21 protein-coding genes are annotated in these 23,055 nt (G+C 37.3%); 12 read left to right on the forward strand and 9 right to left on the reverse strand.

The window, feature by feature from the left end; genetic code table 11:
- Positions 1-117: 117 nt before the first annotated feature.
- The 4 genes from FJR09_RS03555 to FJR09_RS03570 all read right to left on the reverse strand — a co-directional run bounded on the left by FJR09_RS03555 (position 118) and on the right by FJR09_RS03570 (position 4,913).
- Positions 118-2,385 (reverse strand): transglycosylase domain-containing protein, encoded by a 2,268-nt coding sequence (locus FJR09_RS03555; protein WP_168653433.1) that lies wholly within the window; start codon positions 2,383-2,385, stop codon positions 118-120.
- 8 nt (positions 2,386-2,393) lie between these two features.
- Complete coding sequence (gene lspA, locus FJR09_RS03560; protein ID WP_015078141.1) at positions 2,394-2,855, reverse strand: signal peptidase II; 462 nt, start codon at positions 2,853-2,855, stop codon at positions 2,394-2,396.
- Positions 2,856-2,952: 97 nt separating this feature from the next.
- Positions 2,953-3,540 (reverse strand): biotin transporter BioY, encoded by a 588-nt coding sequence (locus FJR09_RS03565; RefSeq protein WP_015078140.1) that lies wholly within the window; start codon positions 3,538-3,540, stop codon positions 2,953-2,955.
- A 176-nt stretch (positions 3,541-3,716) separates the two neighbouring features.
- Positions 3,717-4,913 carry a 1-deoxy-D-xylulose-5-phosphate reductoisomerase gene (locus tag FJR09_RS03570; protein WP_015078139.1) on the reverse strand — a complete coding sequence of 399 codons (1,197 nt, stop codon included), beginning with the start codon at positions 4,911-4,913 and terminating at the stop codon, positions 3,717-3,719.
- A gap of 706 nt (positions 4,914-5,619) precedes the next feature.
- Here FJR09_RS03570 and FJR09_RS25730 point away from each other — a divergent pair.
- The 4 genes from FJR09_RS25730 to FJR09_RS03585 all read left to right on the forward strand — a co-directional run bounded on the left by FJR09_RS25730 (position 5,620) and on the right by FJR09_RS03585 (position 8,976).
- Positions 5,620-5,745 carry a hypothetical protein gene (locus FJR09_RS25730; protein WP_256369513.1) on the forward strand — a complete coding sequence of 42 codons (126 nt, stop codon included), beginning with the start codon at positions 5,620-5,622 and terminating at the stop codon, positions 5,743-5,745.
- Positions 5,746-5,959: 214 nt separating this feature from the next.
- Positions 5,960-7,324, forward strand: coding sequence for a guanitoxin biosynthesis MATE family efflux transporter GntT (gntT, locus tag FJR09_RS03575; protein ID WP_015078138.1), 1,365 nt, complete (start codon positions 5,960-5,962; stop codon positions 7,322-7,324).
- 360 nt (positions 7,325-7,684) lie between these two features.
- The gene (locus FJR09_RS03580; protein WP_015078137.1) at positions 7,685-8,104 is read left to right on the forward strand and encodes an NUDIX domain-containing protein; all 420 of its coding nucleotides are present in this window, start codon (positions 7,685-7,687) and stop codon (positions 8,102-8,104) included.
- 5 nt (positions 8,105-8,109) lie between these two features.
- Entirely contained in the window at positions 8,110-8,976 is an 867-nt protein-coding gene (locus tag FJR09_RS03585) for a protein kinase (RefSeq protein ID WP_015078136.1), read from the forward strand.
- Positions 8,977-9,189: 213 nt separating this feature from the next.
- Here the strand turns inward: FJR09_RS03585 and FJR09_RS03590 are convergent, their stop codons facing one another.
- The 5 genes from FJR09_RS03590 to FJR09_RS03610 all read right to left on the reverse strand — a co-directional run bounded on the left by FJR09_RS03590 (position 9,190) and on the right by FJR09_RS03610 (position 13,417).
- Positions 9,190-9,459, reverse strand: a complete 270-nt coding sequence (locus tag FJR09_RS03590; RefSeq protein WP_041458174.1) for a hypothetical protein — start codon at positions 9,457-9,459, stop codon at positions 9,190-9,192.
- A gap of 155 nt (positions 9,460-9,614) precedes the next feature.
- Positions 9,615-9,851, reverse strand: coding sequence for a hypothetical protein (locus tag FJR09_RS03595; protein WP_015078134.1), 237 nt, complete (start codon positions 9,849-9,851; stop codon positions 9,615-9,617).
- Positions 9,852-9,972: 121 nt separating this feature from the next.
- Positions 9,973-10,971 (reverse strand): NAD(P)-dependent oxidoreductase, encoded by a 999-nt coding sequence (locus FJR09_RS03600; protein ID WP_015078133.1) that lies wholly within the window; start codon positions 10,969-10,971, stop codon positions 9,973-9,975.
- A 22-nt stretch (positions 10,972-10,993) separates the two neighbouring features.
- Complete coding sequence (locus FJR09_RS03605; RefSeq protein WP_015078132.1) at positions 10,994-12,544, reverse strand: PfkB family carbohydrate kinase; 1,551 nt, start codon at positions 12,542-12,544, stop codon at positions 10,994-10,996.
- A gap of 225 nt (positions 12,545-12,769) precedes the next feature.
- Positions 12,770-13,417 carry an SIS domain-containing protein gene (locus FJR09_RS03610; protein ID WP_168651861.1) on the reverse strand — a complete coding sequence of 216 codons (648 nt, stop codon included), beginning with the start codon at positions 13,415-13,417 and terminating at the stop codon, positions 12,770-12,772.
- 573 nt (positions 13,418-13,990) lie between these two features.
- Here FJR09_RS03610 and FJR09_RS03615 point away from each other — a divergent pair.
- The 8 genes from FJR09_RS03615 to FJR09_RS03650 all read left to right on the forward strand — a co-directional run bounded on the left by FJR09_RS03615 (position 13,991) and on the right by FJR09_RS03650 (position 23,022).
- Positions 13,991-14,746, forward strand: a complete 756-nt coding sequence (locus tag FJR09_RS03615) for a sucrose-phosphate phosphatase (protein ID WP_168652782.1) — start codon at positions 13,991-13,993, stop codon at positions 14,744-14,746.
- A 5-nt stretch (positions 14,747-14,751) separates the two neighbouring features.
- Positions 14,752-15,543: a hypothetical protein gene (locus FJR09_RS03620; RefSeq protein WP_015078129.1), complete on the forward strand. Its 792-nt coding sequence runs from the start codon at positions 14,752-14,754 to the stop codon at positions 15,541-15,543.
- A 279-nt stretch (positions 15,544-15,822) separates the two neighbouring features.
- Positions 15,823-16,542, forward strand: coding sequence for a glycosyltransferase domain-containing protein (locus FJR09_RS03625; protein ID WP_027401732.1), 720 nt, complete (start codon positions 15,823-15,825; stop codon positions 16,540-16,542).
- A 42-nt stretch (positions 16,543-16,584) separates the two neighbouring features.
- On the forward strand, positions 16,585-18,048 hold the full coding sequence (locus FJR09_RS03630; RefSeq protein WP_168652783.1) for a glycoside hydrolase family 13 protein: 1,464 nt from the start codon (positions 16,585-16,587) through the stop codon (positions 18,046-18,048).
- Between the two features lie 7 nt (positions 18,049-18,055).
- Complete coding sequence (locus FJR09_RS03635) at positions 18,056-18,799, forward strand: HAD-IIB family hydrolase (protein ID WP_015078126.1); 744 nt, start codon at positions 18,056-18,058, stop codon at positions 18,797-18,799.
- Between the two features lie 284 nt (positions 18,800-19,083).
- Positions 19,084-20,988, forward strand: coding sequence for a transketolase C-terminal domain-containing protein (locus FJR09_RS03640; protein WP_041457491.1), 1,905 nt, complete (start codon positions 19,084-19,086; stop codon positions 20,986-20,988).
- Between the two features lie 94 nt (positions 20,989-21,082).
- On the forward strand, positions 21,083-21,619 hold the full coding sequence (gene gmhB / locus FJR09_RS03645; protein WP_015078124.1) for a D-glycero-beta-D-manno-heptose 1,7-bisphosphate 7-phosphatase: 537 nt from the start codon (positions 21,083-21,085) through the stop codon (positions 21,617-21,619).
- A gap of 110 nt (positions 21,620-21,729) precedes the next feature.
- A complete protein-coding gene (locus FJR09_RS03650) occupies positions 21,730-23,022 on the forward strand; it encodes a DUF563 domain-containing protein (RefSeq protein ID WP_015078123.1) in 1,293 nt (430 codons plus the stop codon).
- Positions 23,023-23,055 lie beyond the last annotated feature (33 nt).

Consider the following 23,055-nt stretch of genomic DNA (forward strand, 5'->3'; position numbering starts at 1 on the left):
TTTAGTAATTTTCCCCATATAGTCAAACCTTGGAAAGGATATAAGTAATTAAAAATGCAAAATTAAAAATTAAAAAAGAAGAATCCAATTTTTTAATTTTTAATTATTAATTTTTAATTATTTAGTAATTTTCCCCATATAATTACCCCAAAGTTGTGCCGCTTGGGCGCTGCTGCCAGATGTAGGGGAATTATTATCATTTCCTAGCCAAATGCCGGTGACAAGTTGACGACTGGGAATAAAACCAATGAACCAGAGATCAACATTATTATTCGTTGTCCCGGTTTTACCTGCTTCCCCTAAACCAATAGCGGCGCTACGACCTGTACCATTAGTAATTACTCCCCGCATCAAAGTAGTCATTTGATTGGCAACTTCTTTTTTGATAACTCGTTTGTTACCATTTGGATCGGTATCGAAAGAGTAAATTACCCGACAGGTTTGTAGATCTTTAAGATCCTTACAATCACTACTGTCTCGAATTTTACTAATAGCATGAGGAGGATTCCACACTCCACGATTGCTAATTGCTCCAAATGCCCCGGTCATTTCTAAAACATTAACGACACTTTGACCTAATATCAAGCCTGGAACTGCCTCCAGATCAGATTTCACACCCAACCGCTGCGCCATATCTACTACTTTATTCAAGCCAATTTCTTTTGCTACCCGCAAAGCAATGGGGTTTTCTGAAAGTGCCAAGCCAGTTGCTATATCTAAACTACCACCAGCGCCAGACCGGCAGGGTCTATAAGTAAAACCTTGCCAAGTTAAAGGACTACAAGAATAACTTCTATATGGGGAAATCCCTTTTTCCATGGCCGCAGTGTAAGCAAAAATTTTAAACGTAGAACCTGGCTGACGTTGGGCTTGCACAGAGCGATTGAACTGGCTTTTTCTGTAATCAGTCCCTCCTACCATCGCGACAATACCCCCAGTTTTCGCGTTGAGAGTCACCATTCCCCCTTGGGAAAAACCAAAATTCGAGCCGTCTTTGGTGATGGAATTTTTTAACTCTGTTTCCGCTTTGGCTTGGATAGCTGGATCAAGTTGGGTTTCAATGATATAGTTACCTTCTCTTGCTGCTGCCGGACCTAGTCTTAATGTCAGTTCTTGAAAGACGTAATCATAAAAATAGGGCGCAATGGTTTTGGCTTGTCTTTCACAAACTTTAGGGCTAATTTGGACGGTAGAACGACGGGCGCGGTTGGCTTCTTCTTGGGTGATTTTACCCATTTCCAGCAGTCGCTTAATGACTCGATTCCGATAATCGGCTGCTCCGAGTTTCCGCGGACCACTGCCACAAAAATCAAAGGCATTGGGAGCAGGTAAAATCCCTACTAAGGTTGCTGCTTCGGCCAGAGTTAATTCTTTGGCTGATTTGTTGAAATAATATTTAGCTGCATCTTCAAAACCGGAAGTATCTGCGCCTAAAAAGACTCGATTTAAGTAAGTTAGTAAAATATCATCTTTACTGTAAAAAGTTTCTAACTTGAGGGAGACGACAGCTTCTTTTACTTTCCGTCCTAAAGAGTCTTGACTACCTACATATTCACGGAATAAACTCCGAGCTACTTGCTGGGTAACTGTACTTGCTCCCTGTTGGACATCGCCGCTACGACTGTTAATCAGTAAGGCTCGCAACACACCCAAGGGATCTACCCCAAAGTGCCAATAATAACGACTGTCCTCGGAAGCTACAACAGCAGAGGCCAAATATGGTCCAAAGTCAGATATTTTTTTCAGGTCTGTGTGAGCGATATTTCGCGGCTCACGCAGTGGGGTTGAGCCATCACGGGCATAAACAACCACAGGGGCTTTAGTCGCTGTAGGTAAGGGTCTGACAGAAAATTTCATCCATTCTACACCTATGGACAAGGCAATCAAAACTGTAACACCACCGATCCCATAGGCTGTCCAAGTAGCAGCTTTCACATACCAATCTGGTGGGTCTATGTATTGCACAGTCACAGAAGCAGCTAGTTGAGGGGGTCCCAAGGTAATAACATCACCATGACGCAGTTCTAGAGCATTTATCCGCCTTTTGCCCAGATAAATACCGTTGGTGGAGTTTTCATCCTTGATCGTGAAAGCGGGAGTGTTTTGGGTGGAATCCCGCGAGAGTGAGAGGTGAATTGCGCTGACAACTTGGTTACGGACGACGAAATCACAAGATTTAGAACTACGTCCGAGAATATGGCGATCGCCTAACAGATTATGTTCTTCCCTTGTATTTGCCCCGGCATCATGTACTAACAGTTTTGGTACTTTAGCGTTGGGTTTGAGCTTTATGGAAGAACTTACTCTAGCTTGAATAGTACTTACTGCTTGAGTCACTTGACCAAGTAGAGTTGTTGGTTTTTGAGGAGGTTGGGGGGAACTCATAAAAAATTTTAATTACTTGGTGTTTGTTGCCATGAAGCAATTAACAGACAGACAATGCCAATACTAATAAAAGAATCAGCCAAATTAAATACGGCAAAATTAATTAATCGAAAATCGAGAAAATCAACGACGTACCCTAAGGCAAATCTATCAATACCATTGCCCATTGCTCCTCCTAAAATCAAACCATAACCCAATTGCTCCCAAAAACTTAACAATGGTCCCGATAATGCAATGGTCATTAATACTAAACTTACACCTAAAGATAGCCACCGTAACCACTCTACCTTGCCACTTAATAAACTAAAAGCTGCACCTGTATTAGTAACATAAGTGAAATGAAATATCCCCCGGAGTAAGGGCAGTGTTTGTCCTGGGTTAAAGGTTTGCACTACCCAGTATTTTGTCAATTGGTCTAATAAAAATGCTATCAAAGCAGCAATCCAGAAGAAGCGATTTTTTATCCGCATAATAAATTTGTCAGTTGTTCTTTGTTAGTTGTCAGTTGTTCTTCTTTGCTACTGACCAATGACCAATAACCAATGACCAATGACCAATGGCCAATGACTAATAAAACATTATATGTCGTAGCAGATAAGCTACTATGGTGACAGCACAAACAACTACTAGTTGCCCTGGTAGTGCAAAGCAGGAGTATTTGAGGATAGCTTGAATTAGGGATAAATTTTCTGTTCCTTTCCAAGGCAGAATATAACTAATAATTAAATAAGCAATACCGCAGATGTGAACAGTGAATAAGCCACAAAAACAACTAAAAGCCAGAGTTTCTAGCCGAGGTCTAGCTTTAAAGGCTAAATAACCACAAATCCAAGCTCCGGGAATAAAACCCAACAAATAGCCAAACTGAGATAGCTTAACATAACCGATACCGCCGCCTTCGGCAAATACTGGCAGTAAGGTTAATCCCATGACTAAATAGGCAATTTGCGAGAGCGCACCAGCATTTTGACCTCCTAAACAGCCTACTAACAGCACTGCACCAATTTGATAGCTGACACCTAATGAAAAGGTCCCAATTCCGTGCTGACTCCAGTTCCAAGGTGCGGTAATACCATAGGCTTCTAGAAAAGTACCACCCATTGTGAGGAGCAAGCCTATCATAGACCATAGCAGTTGATTTGACGCAGCAAACATTTATTAGGTGCAAGGGTTAATTAACGGTAGACGAAAAGCTAAAAATTACAACTACAAAACTATATTGGCATTTTTTTGATAAACAATAAGGTGTATCTCTAGAGTAACCCAAGAAAATAGATAAAATATAATCCTACACTAATCCTATTCGGTACAGTGTAGGATTATGCTAACTTTTAACCAACAGAAATTATCTGTGGTTGAGTTGCTACCTTTTTCATAGCTGTGAAAACTTCTTGTCTAGCCCATTTATCAGCATTTAAAATGTCATCTAAAGAGGGATTTTGTGTGTTATCATTTTGATGGCGATCGCAGACAAATTCAATACAGCGAGCAATATCCAAATAGTGAATTTTCTCTTCTAAAAATAACGCCACAGCTTGTTCATTAGCCGCATTCAACACCGCCGGCATAGAACCACCAGCCTTACCCGCAGCATAAGCCAAACCCATACAAGGATATTTGTGATGATCTGGTTCACGGAAAGTTAAATCACCAGATTTAACTAAATTCAATCTTTCCCAATTAGTGTAAATTCGCTCCGGCCAAGATAAAGCATAAAGCAAAGGTAAACGCATATCTGGCCAACCAAGTTGAGCTAAAACAGACGTATCTTGTAATTCTATTAACGAGTGAATAATACTTTGAGGATGAATGACAATTTCGATGTTATCGTAATCTACTCCAAATAAATAATGAGCTTCAATTACTTCTAAACCCTTATTCATCAAAGTTGCCGAATCTACCGTGATTTTTCGCCCCATTGACCAGTTAGGATGTTTAATAGCATCAGCAACCTTTACCTCTGGTAACTTTTCCACAGGCCAATCTCGAAAAGCACCACCGGAAGCAGTAAGTAATATTTTCCGTAAACCATCTTTAGGAACACCTTGCAAACATTGAAAAATAGCAGAATGTTCGGAATCTGCTGGTAATAGTTTCACCCCGTGTTTTTTCACCAAAGGTAACACCACAGGAGCGCCAGCAATGATAGTTTCTTTATTGGCTAAAGCAATATCTTTCCCCGCTTCAATAGCTGCAATGGTCGGTAATAAGCCAGCACAACCAACAATACCAGTAACTACTGTTTGAGAATCGCCATAACGAGCAACTTCTATGACTCCCGCTTCCCCAGCCAGTAAAATGGGCTGAGGATTTAAGTCTTTAATGGCTTCTTTGAGTTCCGGTAACTTTTCAGCAGCAGAAATGGCGGCAATTTGGGGACGAAACTGGCGAATTTGCGCCGCGAATAGCTCCACATTCCGTCCAGCGGACAATCCAACGATGCGGAATTTATCGGGGTGTTCAGAGACGATATCTAAGGTTTGCGTCCCAATTGAGCCAGTAGAACCCAGTAAAGTAATAGCTTTCACAATTTTTTAAGCATTAACAGATAATTTCAACTATAAATGGCTTGGGACTCGTTGATAAGAGCAATTCCGACAATCAATTAACTCCAATCAAAACTTTTGCTATTTTGGCCATAAATGCGTAACATTACATAAACTACCCCATCTTACTTCGTTGAAGATGGGGTTTCTACATCCCCATCAGTAAGTTGAGATTTTTGACGTGGGGTACATCAAATGTTCCAAAAAAGTATAGAAGAACTAATGCGATTTAGCCGCTATCGTTTGAAGGATTACATCAAAGGGCAAAGAGCTATGGAGCTTGCCTTATCTACCTTCTAGCTATCTTGTCCTCCTGTCAGGGAAATTGTAGAGGCTATCAAATTGGTGGATATTACAGTTCCTCAACAGTCTATTTAGTTTGAATGCTCAAAAAGTTAGTTTGAATGGGAACTAGCTTTATACCAAATAGATTTTCCTACACCAATTTCCAGTATGCTAGATATGAAACCAGAAACCCAACTAACCAGATTTATGGAAAACCAGATTTATGGGGAAAAAGATTGTTACTAGGACTTACGCACTGTACAAATTAACCATGATGTGCATGAACGAAAATCCGTCGTTTCAGGCTTTTGGCGATTAACAATCCCCTGTTTTACCAGAAACATCAACCCCAAATGGCAATAACGGGGGGCAAATAGATTCTGTTGAGGATGGCACACCAGCTATGGTAACACCAGAACCAGCAGAGGAAGTTGTTAACAACGCGTTACAGAGCGCGTTTGTTGGGAATGGCACACAGCTAGATCCAGTTTCAGGAGAACCACTGCTTCAAGGTAGTAATAATGGGTAGATAAGTGGCTCTGTTGATAATTTAATACCGGATACTGAAATACCAGAACCTGCACTCCTAAGTGTTAATTATGGGCAAGAAAATACCTTTGTTGACAATTCTACTGCTGATGAGGACTTAAGAATCGAGGAACTCAAGCGGGTAACAAATTCGTCTATATCTCGACTCAACTCGGTCTAAAATCCAACCAGTAAGCTAAATACTGAATTAACTCATGAACTTAACACGAACAGAACAGTATGACTTTCTCCCTCGTTTCTACCGTCTTGCGATCGCTAATATTCTTTCAAACCTGATGATTCCTCTAGCGGGTTTAATCAGTGTAGCTTTTTTGGGTCATCTGCAAGAAATTGATGCCTTAGCAGGGGTTTGCATAGCTAATATCTTGTTTAACCTCGTCTATTTGATTCTTGAGTTCTTACGTATGGGAACCACTGGGTTAACCGCTCAAGCTGTGGGAGCAGATGATCAAGAGGCTGCACTGCTAGTGGGACTACGCAATGGCTTAATCGCCTTGGGATTAGGTATCGTACTGTTAATTTTGCAGTATCCTTTGCGAGAGGTAGGTTTTTCGCTCTTGAGTGCTGATATTGATGTTAAAGCTGCCGGCATTGACTATTTCAATGCTCGCATTTGGGGAGCGCCTGCTGTTTTACTGAACTTCGTTCTCATTGGTTGGTTACTGGGACGAGAGGAGAATAGTAAGGTTGTGGTACTTTCAGTTATTGGCAATGCAGCCAATATAATTTTAAACTACTTATTTATTATTCAATGGGGTTGGAATAGTGTAGGGGCTGGAGTATCTCAAGCATCTAGCCAATACTTAATGTTGTTTATCGGCATCCTCTTAGCTAGTCGGAAAGTTCAGTGGCAAGAAATCCGCGCAGTTAGCCCACAAATCATGGATTTTTCAGAGTTGAAAACTATGTTGGCTCTCAATAGAGATATCTTGATTAGAACTATAAGTGAGATGTCTGTCTTTACTATTTTTAGTAATCTGAGTGCCATGATGGGAACGATACTCTTTACCCAAAATTCTTTATTAGGACAGATAACACATCTAAATGTTTACTTAACTAACGGAATGGGATTTGCTACCGAAACCTTAAGCGGAAACTTGAAAGGTAAAGATTCAAAAGAGAAATTGTTACCCTTGCTGAAAGTTTCAGTTGCCAGCAGCTTATTGATAGGACTCACTGTAGCTACAATTTGTGTTTTCTTTCCCCAGGCTGTCTTTGGCATATTAACCAACCATACGGAAATTACTGAACATATTGATACCTATATTTGGTGTTTATGCTTCATACTTATATTCAATTCTGTTGCCTCAATGCTGGAAGGATATTTCTTAGGATTAGCAGAAGGGAAAATTGTTCGTAATGTCAGTTTGATCTCTGCTACTTTGGGATTTATCCCATCAGCTATAGCAGCTTGGTATTTTCACAACAACTATCTTTTGTGGCTATCCATTATATTATTTATGTTTGCCAAAATGGTGACAATGCTAGTGTATTTACCAAAATCTTTGAGTAGTGATACTGAAGTTAATGCAGTTTCTCTGACAACTGTTGAAAATTAAATCGGCTTAAAGAGGGAAGTGAGTTATACCAATTTTATGTAAGGCTGCACAGAATCATGAAATCCATTAATTCATCCGTATTTATCTGCATACCCTATGGCTGATGCCTCCGGCACGCTACCGCGAACGCCACGCAAGCTACGGGAAGCCGCTAACGCGGTTACATCTGCGTTTATCTGCGGTCAATTATTCTTGAAATCTTATTCTATGCAGTTTCATCTTAATTTGGTATTAGTGAGTTAATTACCACTTGCTGTCCTTCTTTTTGACCTTTGATGAAAACATTAAAGAATAAAGATTATTTTTCTAATTTTAGTTCTTGATCATATAATAATTAAAGTTTATTAAATTAGAGTTAAAATGAGAGAAGCGCCAGGGGCTGACATAATTATTCTCAACAGTCAGCAGCAAGTTTTACTTGTACTTCGAGATAATAAAAGCTCTATTCCTTTTCCTAACACTTGGGCATTCCTGGGAGGATATATAGAGAAAAATGAATCTGCAGAAGCAGCTATTCGCCGAGAATTAGTTGAAGAAATGGAACTGGAATTAGGCGAAATTAAATTCTTTAAGTCTTATTTTTGGCAAGAATGTGATGAACACATTTTTTGGACTCGGCTGGATTTAGATATTTCTCAAATAACCCTACACGAAGGACAAAAATTAGCCTATTTTAGTCGAGAGGAAATTAATCAGCTTGAATTTGCCTCTCACTATGATCAAATTCTGGCTGAGTTTTTTGATTTCTTAGCAATTAGTTTAAAATTAAGTATTGGTTAAAGCTAATGAAAAATTCAATTGCAGAAAATTTAAAGAATACACTACCAACAAATATCGCTCAGGGATTGGAAAGTGCTTTAGCTTATTTACCTGGAGGTAAAACAGCAACAATAGAAAAACCCCAATCAGAAGGATTATTTAATCATATCTTATTGATTACAACAGCCACAGATCGCTGCGTTTTTCGTGCCAGACGGGATATTTCCACTGAAGCTGGTGATGCTTATATGCAGTATATGTATGAAGCCACTGGCTTTATCCAAAATGGCGGTTCTTTTAAACTCAGAAATATTGGAGATGAAGTTGATTTTATCAAACGGGCATTAGCTGTCGGCTTACCAGTTCCTAAATTAATCCATGCAGATCAAGATTGGATGCTGATTGAATATGTAACAGGGAAAACTTTGTTGGAATTTCTAGAAACTGGAGAAGTCAAATTTTTGCCGAAGGTTCTACAAGAAATGAATTTAGCTCACAGACAGGGAATTATTTATGCTGATCGCTGGACTGGGAATGAAATGATTGATACCCAGGGAAATGTGCGAATGATTGATTTTGATATTGAATGGTTTTATCAAGGAGGTAATGATGGTACTCTGGAAGCATTAGAAATGGCATGGACTATTTTTAATGCCATGAGAGTAACTAGCAAACGAGATGAATTATTAACAATAGTAGAAACGGAAGTTTTACCATCATTAAAAGCATGGGGTTATGAAATCTCCAAAATGAAACAATTTATTGAAGGTTTATGCAAGTTTTATCTTGACCCCAATAAGCCCGGTAATCAATGGTCTTTACCAAAAAGTTTGTATGTGGCAATGGCTAAACCAGCGAATCGCTTGATTGCGATGTTTACTGAAGCTGATTAAGGGACTTCCAATTAAAAAAATACCCAAAAATTTCTTGTGGTGCGGGACGAATTGCCCGCTAATCATCAAGGACGGGCAGGATGACCATCCCACAAAATTGGGTAATTTATTTTTTGGTGTTCCCTAATCGCAGAATAATGCGTGGCATAATTCACCAACCAGCTACGCAACTGCGTATATGGCGGCTGAGTGGCGTAAATAATTAAATTGCTATCAATCAGCATTGTCTCTCCCGAATAAATTGCGATCTTGACGTTGTTCACGCTGCCAAACAACTGGATCAGCAATTTCTGCAAAAGGATTTAACGCCACCGCCTGCGTCAATGCTTGCGCCAAACCTTCGCGCCTTGCTTGGTTTGAAGTGATAGGCGTTTTTTCTCGTGCTTTTTGTTCTAAGTAAACAGCATAATTCAGTAACTCCGCTTGCGATGATATCGGTAGAGCGGCAGCATGGTGTTGAATTTGTTGCAAAATAGGGTTCATAGCTAGTATGTTAATTTTGTGTGTTTTGGAGCGATTTCCTGGGAAATTATTGGTGTTACCGTAGTTTACACCGAAAGCATCTGTTCCAGGCACTTTCTCATAAAAATATGCGACACATTTTGTGCATGAAGTCTTATGGGATAAGGGATTCAGAATTAACACACTACTATAGGACTCCCTGGTAATTGATCAAATTGAATGGGTGGAATCTGCTGCTGATCAAATTTATCAGAGAGTGCTTTTCGGGTGCTTTGCTTAATTCGAGAATGGTTCTGTAAGTTGAGACTTAATAGCCAAAATCCTTCTTCAATTAATCCTCTATGTACTTCATCAAAGGTATTTTCTCCTTCATAAAAAGCGACAACACCGGGTTCTACATTGATCGCTAACATACGATCTCTTGTAGAAGGATTTATACTTAAAAACAGGTCTTTTCCCAACCTTAACGTTACACATTATCTGTAGGGTTAAACGGCCTGTTCCCTCCCTACAGATGATTGTTTGGGGTAAGTTTTACCGGAAATTAATTTCTTTCATTACTTTCACGTTATAGTAACGAGTATCTGTGAGAGAATTGGGAATCTGATTAGCTTTAAATGCTGAAGCTAAATCTTCGATCGCTTCCTTTATAGTATGTGCAGGGACAAATCCCAGTTCTTGCTTAATTTTTTCTGAAGAAATATGGTATGAACGCAGATCGTCGGTGGGTGTAGTCATAATTTCTACAGATTCTCCCACTACTTGACGGGTCATCTCGGCAATTTCCATCAAGGTATGATTTTCATAGCCAGCGTTAAATATTTTACCGTCAATCGCTTCATCTGACCATTGTAGAGATTTTAGATACAGATCGGTCATATCTTCAATATGGATATTGGGACGTTTTTGCTGACCACCAAAAACTGTAATTTTACCATTATTAATTGCGTGGTTAGTGAGAATATTCACCACTAAATCTAGTCGCTGACGGGGGGAATAACCGCAGACTGTAGCAGGACGCAAAACTAAGGTAACAAAACCTGGTTCTCGTTTACTCAATAAGACTTCTTCGCATAAAGCCTTATAACGAGAATAGTCTGTTAAAGGCATTAAGGGTAAGTCTTCTGTGACATTTTCTATTTCTTTGATGCCGTAAACACTGGAGGAAGAAGCATAAATAAACCGCTTCACTCCGGCATCTTTGGCAACGTCTACTAAGTCAAAAAAGGCATCATAATTAATCGAACGGCCTAAGTCTGGATCTAATTCAAAGCTGGGATCGTTGGAAATACAAGCTAAATGAATGACAGCATCACATCCTGGCATGATTTTTTCTAGAAGTTGGCGATCGCGGATATCGCCTTCAATCTCTTCTAAATGAGGATGATCTTTAACGGCATTTAATACATCTTTGCCATAAAGATACAAGTCTATTACCTTAACTCCATATCCAGCTTGCAGAAGTTTAGGAACTAAAATAGCTCCTACATAACCAGCACCACCGGTCACTAAAACTTGTTGAATTGGATTCATTGATTTACTCCTTAATTATCTTTTAAAATGTGGAAATTGTTTTAGCAAACTTTAATAAGCGTCCCTTGTCTACAGGCTTTTCATTTCCTAAAACATTGGCAGCGATCGCTCCGGCCAAATTTCCTAAAAATGATCCTAACTGCACAGGCAAATCTAACTTAGCACTCAAACTGGCTAGGGCAAAAAAGGCATCTCCAGCCCCGGTGGTATCTTTGACTTGTTGTGTCATGGCCGGAGTAATTTCCATCTCTCCATGAGTATTAATTCCCAAAGAACCAGCAGATCCTAAAGTTAACCAACCTTGTTGCGCCCCTAAATGATATTGCAACCGTTTTAGTAACTCTTCTCGATTACCATAACGATTAGAAAATGCCAGACGAATTTCCTGTTCATCTACACAAAATGTATCGGCTCGCTTATATTTACTAATTAGGTTATAACCGTAATTAGCACTATTAGTTTGACAGTTTAAGGCTAAAAATGGTGCTTGTGATTGAATTAATTCAATTGCTTCAGCATCAATTAATCCATGACCATAATCCGCCAAAACCACTAAATCGCAGTTTTTTAACAGTTTTTCCCAAGCATCTAAAAGTTTTTCTCGTTCTTGGGGTGCTAGTCCTTCTTCGTCTATGGAATTAATCGCAAATAATTGGGTATAACCCTTGGTTTTCCCTTGTTGTTCAATATAACGACACTTTGTTACTGTAGAATATTTTTCTACACAATGTAAATTAAGATGCAGCGTACCATCAACATGATTAGCAATCAAATGATGTACATCTGGTTCATCACCAATGGTACTAGCTAGGGTGACAGATTTGGCAAAACTACTGAGATGGTTAGCGATCGCAAAAACTCCCCCCAAATGTTGTTCTTTTTTCACAAAGCGGGTTGATGGCGCTCTTCCTTTTGAGGTTAATCCCTGAACTGTACAGTGAACAAACTCATCAATAATAATATCCCCCAACACCAAAACATTGAGATCCTGCATTGCTTCTATCGCATTTCTAATATCCTCAAAAGCATATTGTTGACTAAAATCATTGGCATAACGTTTTAATTCTGGAGGGATAACATCAAGATAATTATTAATCAGTCGTGTAGAGCTAAAAGTAATTTCTTGAGTATAGCGAATGTCACCTCCGTAAGCTCTTACTTGAGCGATTTCTTTATCAATATTGTGGGTTACATCTTTCTCTGTTTCCGCATATTCATCTCCCTTGCAGTAAATATGAGGACGCACTTTCTCAATTACTTCCAAAGCTGTGACGGCGGGAGTTAAAATTACATAATCAACACAAGCTAAAGCAGCTATAGAATTAACACGCAACTCATCAGAAAATATTGGTCTTCCTGGTCCTCGGTTAATATAAGGAGTAGCAGTTAGGGAAATTACTAATAAGTCTCCCATTGCTTTAGCCGCTTGTAAATGAGCAATGTGTCCGGGATGTAGTAAGTCAAATACCCCATTACAGAGAACGATTTTCCGTCCTTTTTGATGGTAGACAGTGAATACTTCTGCACAAGTTTCAAAGTCAATAATTTTTTCTCTATATATTTCTAATTGCATCTTTATTTCATTGCTAATCTTGGTACAAAAGTTCACAGAAAAATCGAACAATTCAGAACTAGAACATCATTATTTACTTGATGATTCTAGGTTTAGATATCTGACAATTTTTGAAGAAAGAGGTCTACAATTCTAGTTCTTGTCACATATATTTAATATGCAATCATTAAATCTTGTTGTTTACCACAGATAGAATTTCTTCTATGTATAAATGGGATGAATATTTTAGGATACTTTTAGTTCATTTAAACTGAGATAGTTATTCACATTTGCACTAGGTAAAGCACCTTCTACCAAGCCATCAATAATGCAGTGACAAATACATAAGTGCATGATTTCTGCAAAACCATAGGACATCGTGGGAACATAAAAATTTAGATGTCCAAGTTGACGTAAGGGGTTGTTAGGTTGAAAGGCTGAAAGTGTAATCACATGACAATTCATTTTTAGTGCTTGGTAAACACCAGCAAGAATATTTTGTGATTGTCCAGAACTACTAATTGCAAACAAAACATCTCCAGACTGAGCAAATGTAGAAATGGGTTTGCTAAAAACTTGTTCGTAGCCAAAGTCATTACTAATACAGGTCACCAAAGCACCATCGTTAAAGCAAATCGCGGGAATATTACCATTACGCCAGTAGTCAATAGCCTGATGACTAGCTACGGCTGCACTTCCTCCATTACCGATAAATATCACTTTTCGACACTGCTGATTTTGCTTTTCTACTAAAGCCGCAGCCATATCAATTCCTTCTGAATTAGCAAAAGATTTACCTTGATGATCTGTGACTTGAAATTTCTCACCCAGGGTAGATAGTTGCTGGAAGTAATCATTAGAAAATGGATGAAGTCGCTGCTGTACTTTATTCATAAACACTATCAAGTAATTAATGTCATTGTTTTATGTATACCTGAGCCTTGCTAAAAAGCGGTCTTTTCTGACCCAGGTTGGGACGGTCTACCACTTCTTCTCACATACCTCTAAGATACAAGGTTGGGTTAAGCGACAGCGCAACCGATTTGTTGGGTTTCATTCTATTGCTTCGCAACGCTAACGTTCCACAACCCAACCTACGAATCAAGACTTTTTCTAATTTGGAAAAGGTATTGTTCATGTATACTATTTTTTCTATTTTTGAAATCTAAAGAAAATATAAAGAATATCTAAAGAATAAATTTTTATGACTTACTCAATTAATGCCAATTAACATTATTTTCAGAAAATCTTTAAAGAATATTAAGAAAGCAATAAAGTAGTAATATTTTTGTATGATCAACGAGTAAATTTTAAATAAGTAGGTTGGCGTTGAAAATTGTCGTTATAGCAAGGCAAAACGCAAGAGTAAAGAGGTTTTGGGCGATTTTACGTTTCTTTACACAGTTTGGTTTTATTGTCTTCACCTACTTAAATGTACAGTTTAAAATATTAATAACAATAATAAAGGTGGCAAAATTTTTATTTGTGACTGATTTAGATCAGACTTTAGTTGGTGATGATCTAGCTTTAGAGAAATTAAATCAGTGGTTAAGTAAACAGCGCCGTATTGACGGTACAGTTATCTGTTACACCACAGGGCGATCTCTCCCGCTCTATCAACAACTGATCGCTCAAAAAGAACTCTTAGAACCTGATATACTCGTCCTGGCAACGGGTACAGAAATTTACTACCCAGGCAGTGAAACCCCCGATTCTGAGTGGAAAAACAAAATCTCCCTGGGTTGGGATAGAGAACAAGTAATAGAAATAACCAGCCGATTTCCTTGCCTAGTCCCCCAATCTCCCTTAGAACAAACGGACTTTAAGGTTAGTTATTATACTAATACTAAAGGATTATCAGTAACACTTCCGCGATTAAAAGCTATTTGGCAAAATCATGGTTTAGCAGTACAAATGATAGATAACTTTGGGGGTGCATTTTTAGATATCTTACCAGCATTAGCAAATAAAGCTGCATCTGCTCTTTTTCTGCAACAACGGTTAGGTTTTACTAATGAACAAACTCTTATTTGCGGAGATTCAGGTAATGATCTATCTATGTTTGAAAATATGCTTTGTCCCGCTATTATCGTTGGTAATGCCGAACCAAAAATATTAGATTGGCATGAAAATTCCCCACCAGGGAATCGCTATCTGGCAAAAAGTCACTTTGCAAATGGCATTTTAGAAGGATTAAAATATTTTGAATTTTACAGAGAATAATTGATATGAAAACCATTGTTTATCAATCCTATCGGGGAAATGAAACACCAAATTGGCTGGAAACTTGTATGCAAACAGTCAAAGATTGGGCAGAATTAAAAGGCTTTGACTACCGAAGAGTAGACAACTTTTTTGACTATGTTCCCGATTGGTATATAGATAAATCTCAAGGTAAAATTAACGTTATTGCTGATTTAGCTAGATTAGAAATAGCGAAAAAATTTTTAGAACAGGGATATGAGCAAACTATTTGGATGGATGCTGATGTAGTAGTTTTTGATCCCGATAATTTAAACATTGAAACGACAGAAGAATATTTAGTTTGTCGTGAAGTTTGGTTGGATACAGAAGATGATCAAAATTTGGGTGAGGGAACTTTATTTTGTACTGAAAAAGTCACTAATTCCTTAGTTTATTTTACTCAAAAGAATAGTTTTTTGGACTTTTATATATATGCGACTAAATCAATCTTGAAAAATCAGACCGGAAGGTTATCCAGATTAGCAGTTAGTACGAAATTTTTAAGCAGACTTTATGAGATTATGGAATTACCTCTTTTTCCAAATATGGGGCTTTTTAGTCCTATTCTAATGCACGCAATTGTAGAAGATAAAACTGAGATTATCGAGTTATATACAAAAGCCTTGAAATCTCCTATTTATGCGGCTAACTTGTGTTTATCTTTTAGAAATCAATCTCATAAAGGCATCATGGTGACAGATAAACTATTTGAACAATTGATTGATAAATTGTTACAAAATAAAGGAGAAATGATTAACCGATATTCTTCTCCATAATTAAATTCTCATTCCTCATTGGTAAAACACGAGGAATGTAAGAGGATGTTTGAAAAGTTTTGGGCGAATATAATTCACTACTACACAAGCAAAGTCCACCTGCGTGGACTAATGAAAAATCGAGGGTTTCAAACCCACCTCCGTGGGTTTTGTCTGTGTGCAAGATGAACCGCGACTTCTAGTCGCCAGGATTAGTATGAATTAAGACTTTTCAAACACCCTCTAAGCTATAATCAGCAAACCACAATATTTTTTTGTAAGAGGTAAGGTTGTCACAAAATGAAGAAAAGCCCAAATATCGCATTTTATACTTGTTGTAACTCTGTGTCTTTTTCTAAGGTACAACTCTTTTTGAGATCTGCTAAAAAACAAAATATAGACGTTAAGGTGCTAGGTGAAGGTCTCGAATGGTCAGCCAATTCTCTAAGACTTCCTTTGATTTTGAAGGAACTAAAGGATGTGAAAGATGACACAATAGTTCTTGTTACTGATGCTTTTGATGTTCTGTATGTACAGAATGCTAACAGTATATATGAAAAATTTATTCAAGGTGGTTATAAGATATTATTTGCAGCAGAGAAATGGTACTCTCATCAGTACGAAGAATACAAAGATTTTTACGATAGCATTAAAGTTCCCTATGATTATAAATATCTGAACGCAGGGACTTTCATGGGATACAAAAAATATGTCTGTGAGATGATTGATAATATTCTTTCTTATCCGAATTTTCATGAAAACGGTAGTGATCAAAGATTGTATGGAAAATACTGTTTTGAAAATCCTGAAACAGTAACCTTAGATTATTGCTGTGATATTTTTTGGTGTACAGCAGGGGAATGGGAAATTTTACCAGAACTGTATGAGATACACAATGGATTTGTCTTAAACAAATTAACTGGCACATATCCTGCAATAATTCACATACCATACTCTAAAAAGTATTATAATGTTCTGCTCAGGTTGGCAGAAGATCTGGGTGATGTTGTATCGCGGTAAAGAATAATCAACAACAATGATGAGGTTAATGTTTCAGAGATCATGACAAGTTTCTATACGAAGATTAATACACCTGATTGGGTTAAAAACGCCGTTTTTTATCAAATATTTCCTGATCGCTTTTCTCGAAGTATTCCCACTGAACAAAAGTGGTTACTTAATATACCTTTAGAAGACTGGAATACTACTCCTACATTTCATGGTTATAAAGGCGGAAATCTTTGGGGAATAATTGAAAAACTAGATTATTTACAAGATTTAGGTATTAATGCAATTTACCTTAATCCTATTTTTACATCTGCCAGTAATCATCGTTATCATACTCTTGATTATTATCAAATTGATCCCTTATTAGGCGGTGAAGAAGCATTTACCAATCTCCTTAAAGAAGCTCATCATCGTAAGATTAAACTTATCTTAGATGGAACTTTTAATCATGCTAGTAGAGGCTTTTATTTTTTCAATGATATTCTCGAAAATGGACAAAATTCTCCTTGGTTAGATTGGTTTAAAATTACAGGTTGGCCTATCTCACCTTATGATAATTCTCGTCCTGCTAATTATGCTTCATGGTGTGATCTTCGTGCTTTACCCGAATTTAACACTAATAATTCAGGAGTGCGCGAATATATTATGCGTATAGGTGAATATTGGATTAAACGTGGTGCAGATGGTTGGCGTTTAGATTCGGCAGATTACATCAAAACTCCTGGATTTTGGCAAGAATTTCGGGAAAGAATCAAAGCAATTAATCCTGAAGCCTATATTGTGGGAGAAATTCCTATGAATGCAACTGAGTGGTTAGATGGCACACAATTTGATGGCGTGTCAAGTTTACCCTTTCTTAATGCTACCACTGCCTTTATTGTCGGCGATCGCCAGGTAAAAGGTCATTTTGCTGAATATGCACCACCACCACCTGCGGATGCGGCTAAATATGGGGAGGAAATTAATCAATTACTGCAACTTTATCCTTGGGAAATTCAATTAACTCAACTTAATGGTATTAATAATCATGATACAGCTAGGTTAATTGATGTAGCTGGAGGCGATCGCCCCAGTTTATATTTAGCAACGTTACTATTATTTACTTTTCCTGGCGCACCTTGCATATATTACGGCGATGAAGTCGGTTTAAACGGTGGTTATGATCCAGAATGTCGTAAAGGATTTCCTGATAAAAAACAGTGGGATCAAGATATTCTTGAATATCATCGTCAATTAATTAAACTCCGTCTTTCTCATCCAGCATTAAGAATAGGTGAATATCATACCTTGTCCGCTCAAGGACAAGTTTATATTTTCGCTAGAAGGTTAGAAACAGAAATTTTATTAATTGCGGTAAATGCTGGTAATGAAATAGCAATGGCGAGTATTCAACCATCATGGCAAAATCAACTCAAACAAACATTATTTACATATCATTCCAGTCAAGAAAACTGGACTAAAGAAGCCGAATTTATTAACTTTAAACTTCCACCCCGTAGCGGATTAATTATTGGTTAATTAAGTCATGAAATATCAACAATCACTACTTTTAGCAACTGATTTAGACGGCACTTTTTTAGGTGGTTCTCAACAACAACAATCTGAATTTTATCAATATATTGAAAAACAACGCGATCGCCTACTTTTAGTATATGTCACCGGCAGAGAACTGGACTGGATCAGCAACTTATTAATAGAAAATCCTCATATTCCTAAACCTGACTATATCATTGGTGATGTGGGAACAACTATTGTACATGGTGAAACATTTGAGCCAATTTATCCTGTACAATATTGGATAATTAAACAATGGAATAATGCTAACGAAAAAATTAAAACCCTATTAGCAAATGAACCAGGATTAAAACTACAGGCAGTCAATCCTAAGTATCGTGTATCTTACTATTATGATTCTGAAAAATTGCAACCTAACACCATCCAAAAAGTAATCAATGCCGGATTTGATTGCATTATCTCATCTTATAATAATATCTATTTTTATTTTGATGTCATGCCCAAAGGAGTTTCTAAAGGACCAACTCTCTTGAAATTTTTGGAGGAAATAAAGTTTAATGCAGATGAAACCATAGCTTGTGGAGATACTCTCAATGATTTATCCCTATTTGAAACAGGATTAAAGGGAATTGCTGTGGGAAATTCTCATCCCAACTTAGTTGATAAAATTCAGACAATGGATAATGTTTACCATAGTCCTTATCCTGGTGTGATGGGTATTTGGGATGGTTTGAAATTTTACGGCAAGGATTAAATGTCAAATATATAGGACTCCTATTTGATTTTTGATGGCTTGCGTGGCGTAGCCATACAAAACTCGGTACACCTTAATATTCTGGAATCCTCTTGCCCTCCTACGCAGGAAAATTCAAGAATCAAACCGGATTCCTATATCAATACCTTAGCCATTTTATGCTTTGTTGGCTTAAACGACAGCGCAACCCATCTACGAATCAAGGCTTTTTTCAATGTGGACAAGGTATTGTTTGTACAATGCCTACCCTAGATATAATTTCAACAATCAAAAGGAACAAAAAAATGACTTTAACAACTCTTCGCTTTCCTATTGATTTGGATGTTTACAAGTCTTTGAAGTTAGACCCGACTAATTCAACTTTGACTAATGAACAAAGAGAAATTCTGAAAGCTAATATTCAACTTTGTCGAGATACTATTGTTTTTTTTACCGCTGTAGCAGCAGCCAAAGGTGTGGGCGGTCATACAGGAGGAGCTTATGATACAGTTCCCGAAGTGATGATTTTAGATGCTTTCTTTCGGGGAGTAGCAGATAAATTTGTGCCAATTTTCTTTGATGAAGCAGGACACCGCGTTGCTACACAATATTTAATGGCAACTTTACAGGGTGATCTTGATGCAGAAAATCTGCTGCATTATCGAGAAGCCTATTCATTACTACTTGCACATCCAGAACGAGGACGCACTCCTGGCGTAAAATTTAGTTCGGGAAGATTAGGACACCTCTGGGCTTATGTGAATGGAGTAGCGATCGCACATCCTCATCAAGTAGTATTCTGTTTGGGTTCAGATGGTTCACAGCAAGAAGGAAATAATGCCGAAGCCGCCCGTTTAGCTGTGGCTAAAAATCTCAATATCAAATTAATTATTGATGATAACAATTCCACCTGTAGCGGATATCCAACAGATTATCTCAAGGGTTATAACGTCGGTCAAACTTTAGCTGGACATGGATTAACTGTATTAACTGGAGCAGGGGAAGATTTAGATGATTTATATACTCGTCTCTGTCAAGCTGTCACTATTAATGGACCAGTAGCAGTAATTAATAAACGTCCTATGACTCCCGGTATTGTTGGAGTAGAAGGCACACCTTTAGGACATGATGCCCTATCACCAGAGTTAGCGATCGCCTATTTAGAAACTCGCGGACATACATCAGCCGTCAATTACCTCAAAAAAGTTATTCCCCTCACACATACCTACTCTTTTACGGGTTCTAGCAGCAAAACACGCCATATTTTTGATGCTACCGTTGTCTCTCTTCTCAGTCAAATGACACCCACAGAACGGCGAGAAAAGGTAATGTGTATTGACAGTGATTTAGGAGAATCCTGTGGTATCAATAAAATTAGTCAAGCCTATCCAGAGATTTTCTATCATGGCGGCATCATGGAAAGAGGAAACTTCTCTGCGGCGGCAGGATTTGGCATGGAAGCAGGAAAACAAGGCATTTTCAGCACTTATAGTGCCTTTTTGGAAATGTGTATTTCTGAAATTACAATGGCACGGCTTAATAAATCCAACGTTCTTTGTCAATTTTCCCATAGTGGGATAGATGAATTAGGAGATAACACCTGCCATTTTGGGTTAAATAATATGTTTGCCGATAACGGTTTAGAAGACGCTTATCAAACCCGTCTCTATTATCCCGCCGACGGACATCAAATGAAAGCTTGTGTGGAAACTGTATTTGATCAACCAGGGTTAAGATTTCTCTTTTCTAGCCGTTCCCCAGTACCCGATATTCTGGATACAAATAGTAAACCTTTATTTGCAGATGGTTATACATTTATTCCTGGAAAAGATGACGTAATACGAGAAGGAACAGCCGGCTATATCGTTAGCTTTGGAGAGGTACTTTACCGCGCCTTAGAAGTAGTAGAAATCCTGAAAAAACAGGGAATTAATGTCGGTTTAATCAATAAATCCACATTGAATCTAGTAGATGAAGAAATCATGGCAAAAATTGGTTCAACACCCTTTGTTTTAGTAGTTGAATCCTTAAATCGGCGTACAGGTTTAGGTATCCGTTTTGGTTCATGGTTACTAGAAAGAGGGTTTTCTCCCAAATATGCCTATATGGGAACTCATCAAGAAGGTTGTAGCGGAATTTGGGAACAACTCCCCCATCAAGGTATTGATACTATTGGCATCATGAACAAAGTTGAGGAAATGTTAAAATAAGAAAAAAATCCCCGAATTCTTCTGTGATCATCACCATAAATTATCAGATGATATCAGAAGTCGGGGATCTGAATCTAAAGGAGAATAATTACCAGTGATTAAAGTGGCTTTTCTTGATCGAGATGGAGTAATTAATATTGATCATCACTATGTTTTTAGATGTGAGCAGTTTGAATTTAATGATGGCATTTTTGCTACTTGTCGTCTACTACAAGATTTAGGTTATAAGCTAATTGTGATCACAAATCAATCAGGTATTGCTCGTGGTTACTATTCTGAACAAGATTTTTTAAGTCTTACTGTCTGGATGTATGAGCAATTTAATAACCAAGATATAACAATACTGGATGTGTTTTACTGCCCACATCATCCCCAATCAACTATATCTAATTACCGTCAAAACTGCCGATGTCGTAAACCGTTACCAGGAATGATTGAACAAGCTTGTCAGAAATATCCTATAGACTTGCAAAGCTCAATCCTAATTGGTGATAGAATATCGGATATGCAAGCTGCTAAAGCCGCAGGAATCGGTAAATTTTATTTACTCAGTCCAGAAATTTTTATTCCTAAAGAATTACAAGTTTCTGCTCGGTTGGATAACCTGGAAGCACTAAAGTTTTTTATTTAATGAATTTGAGAATATGTTTATTAAATATTCATTAAATTTTACTAAACTTTTACTAAAAAACCAGCAAATTATTTTGCTGTCCCATACAAAACAAAGAGATTTACAAGCAGATGAATAAAGTTTGGCGTTATGTTCAAGAATTGCTAATATTTAAACTCATATATCCTATTTTATTGAGATACATTGACGAAAATCTCATCACGATGACTGAGGAGATGGAGAAAGATAAAATGGAGAATAATATTCCTAAGTTAGAAGCGGAATATGAACAATTACCTATTCTCAAATTGATTTATTCAATTTTATTTAACTATCTACACAGCAATTTAATTACTAGAGTAGATTTACTCCAGCAATGTCAAGCAGAGAATAATCTTTATCAGTTAAAATATGATGAAATTATTCAAATTGAACCAGCTATAAGTTATCAAGAAATTCCCGCAGCATTTAGAGAAAAAGAAGGTAGCTTTGAATTTACTAATCCTTTTGCTGTGGTTGTTAAAAACGTTGAGTTATTGGGAATTTATGGGATTGGTTTTACTGAGGATAAGAATATTATTTTAGAAACAGTTTTAGATAGAGTAGATGTCTTAGAACACACTACTATTTCTACAATGAAGGCTGGTTTCAATTCTCAATATATTACCCCTATAGCTAATATAGAACATTTTGATTTAGCTTGTTCATTTGTTAATTATTGGAGTCATTTATACGCTCATTGGATTTATGAGGCTTTAACTAGATTAGAAGTCCTTGAATATTATTCTCAAAAAACAGGTAAAAAACCAGTCTTAATAATTGATAAAGATATTCCTAGTTGGAAAATTCGCTCTTTAGAATTGATGGGTTATGGTCTAGAAAATTATATCCAATGGAATGGATATAGAGCTAAAGTTAATGAATTAGTTATTTGCTCTAAAAGACGTGAAGGAGGACGTATTTCTATCAAAGCTTGTCATTGGGTAAGAGAACGTATTCTTAGTAACGTAGATACTTATGCAAATCCAAATCTGGTTTTGAGTCCCAATATTTTTATTTCTCGTAAAAAAGCAAATGCTCGCCGCATTTTGAATGAAGAAGAAGTAAGCAATACTCTCGATAAAATGGATTTTGTACCTTATGTTATAGAAGATTTAGATTTTGCTGACCAAGTAAAATTGTTTGCTCAAGCTAAATTTATTATTGCTCCTCATGGTGGTGGAGTAACAAATATTATTTTCTCCCAAAATTTAACTTTAATTGAACTTTTTGGTCAGAAAATTAGCCATTTCTATTATACAGTTGCTAAAGGATTAGGATTCGATTATGCTTGTATGTTTTGTGAGGTAAAGAATGAAGATATCATTGTCAATTGTGAAGAATTAAGTAGAATGGTTGATAAAATGACAAAAAATAGAATTTGATAATGTAAATTAGATGATCATAAAGCTTGATGA

Origin of the sequence: Dolichospermum sp. UHCC 0406 (assembly GCF_009712025.1) — a bacterium.
GTDB lineage: Bacteria > Cyanobacteriota > Cyanobacteriia > Cyanobacteriales > Nostocaceae > Dolichospermum > Dolichospermum lemmermannii.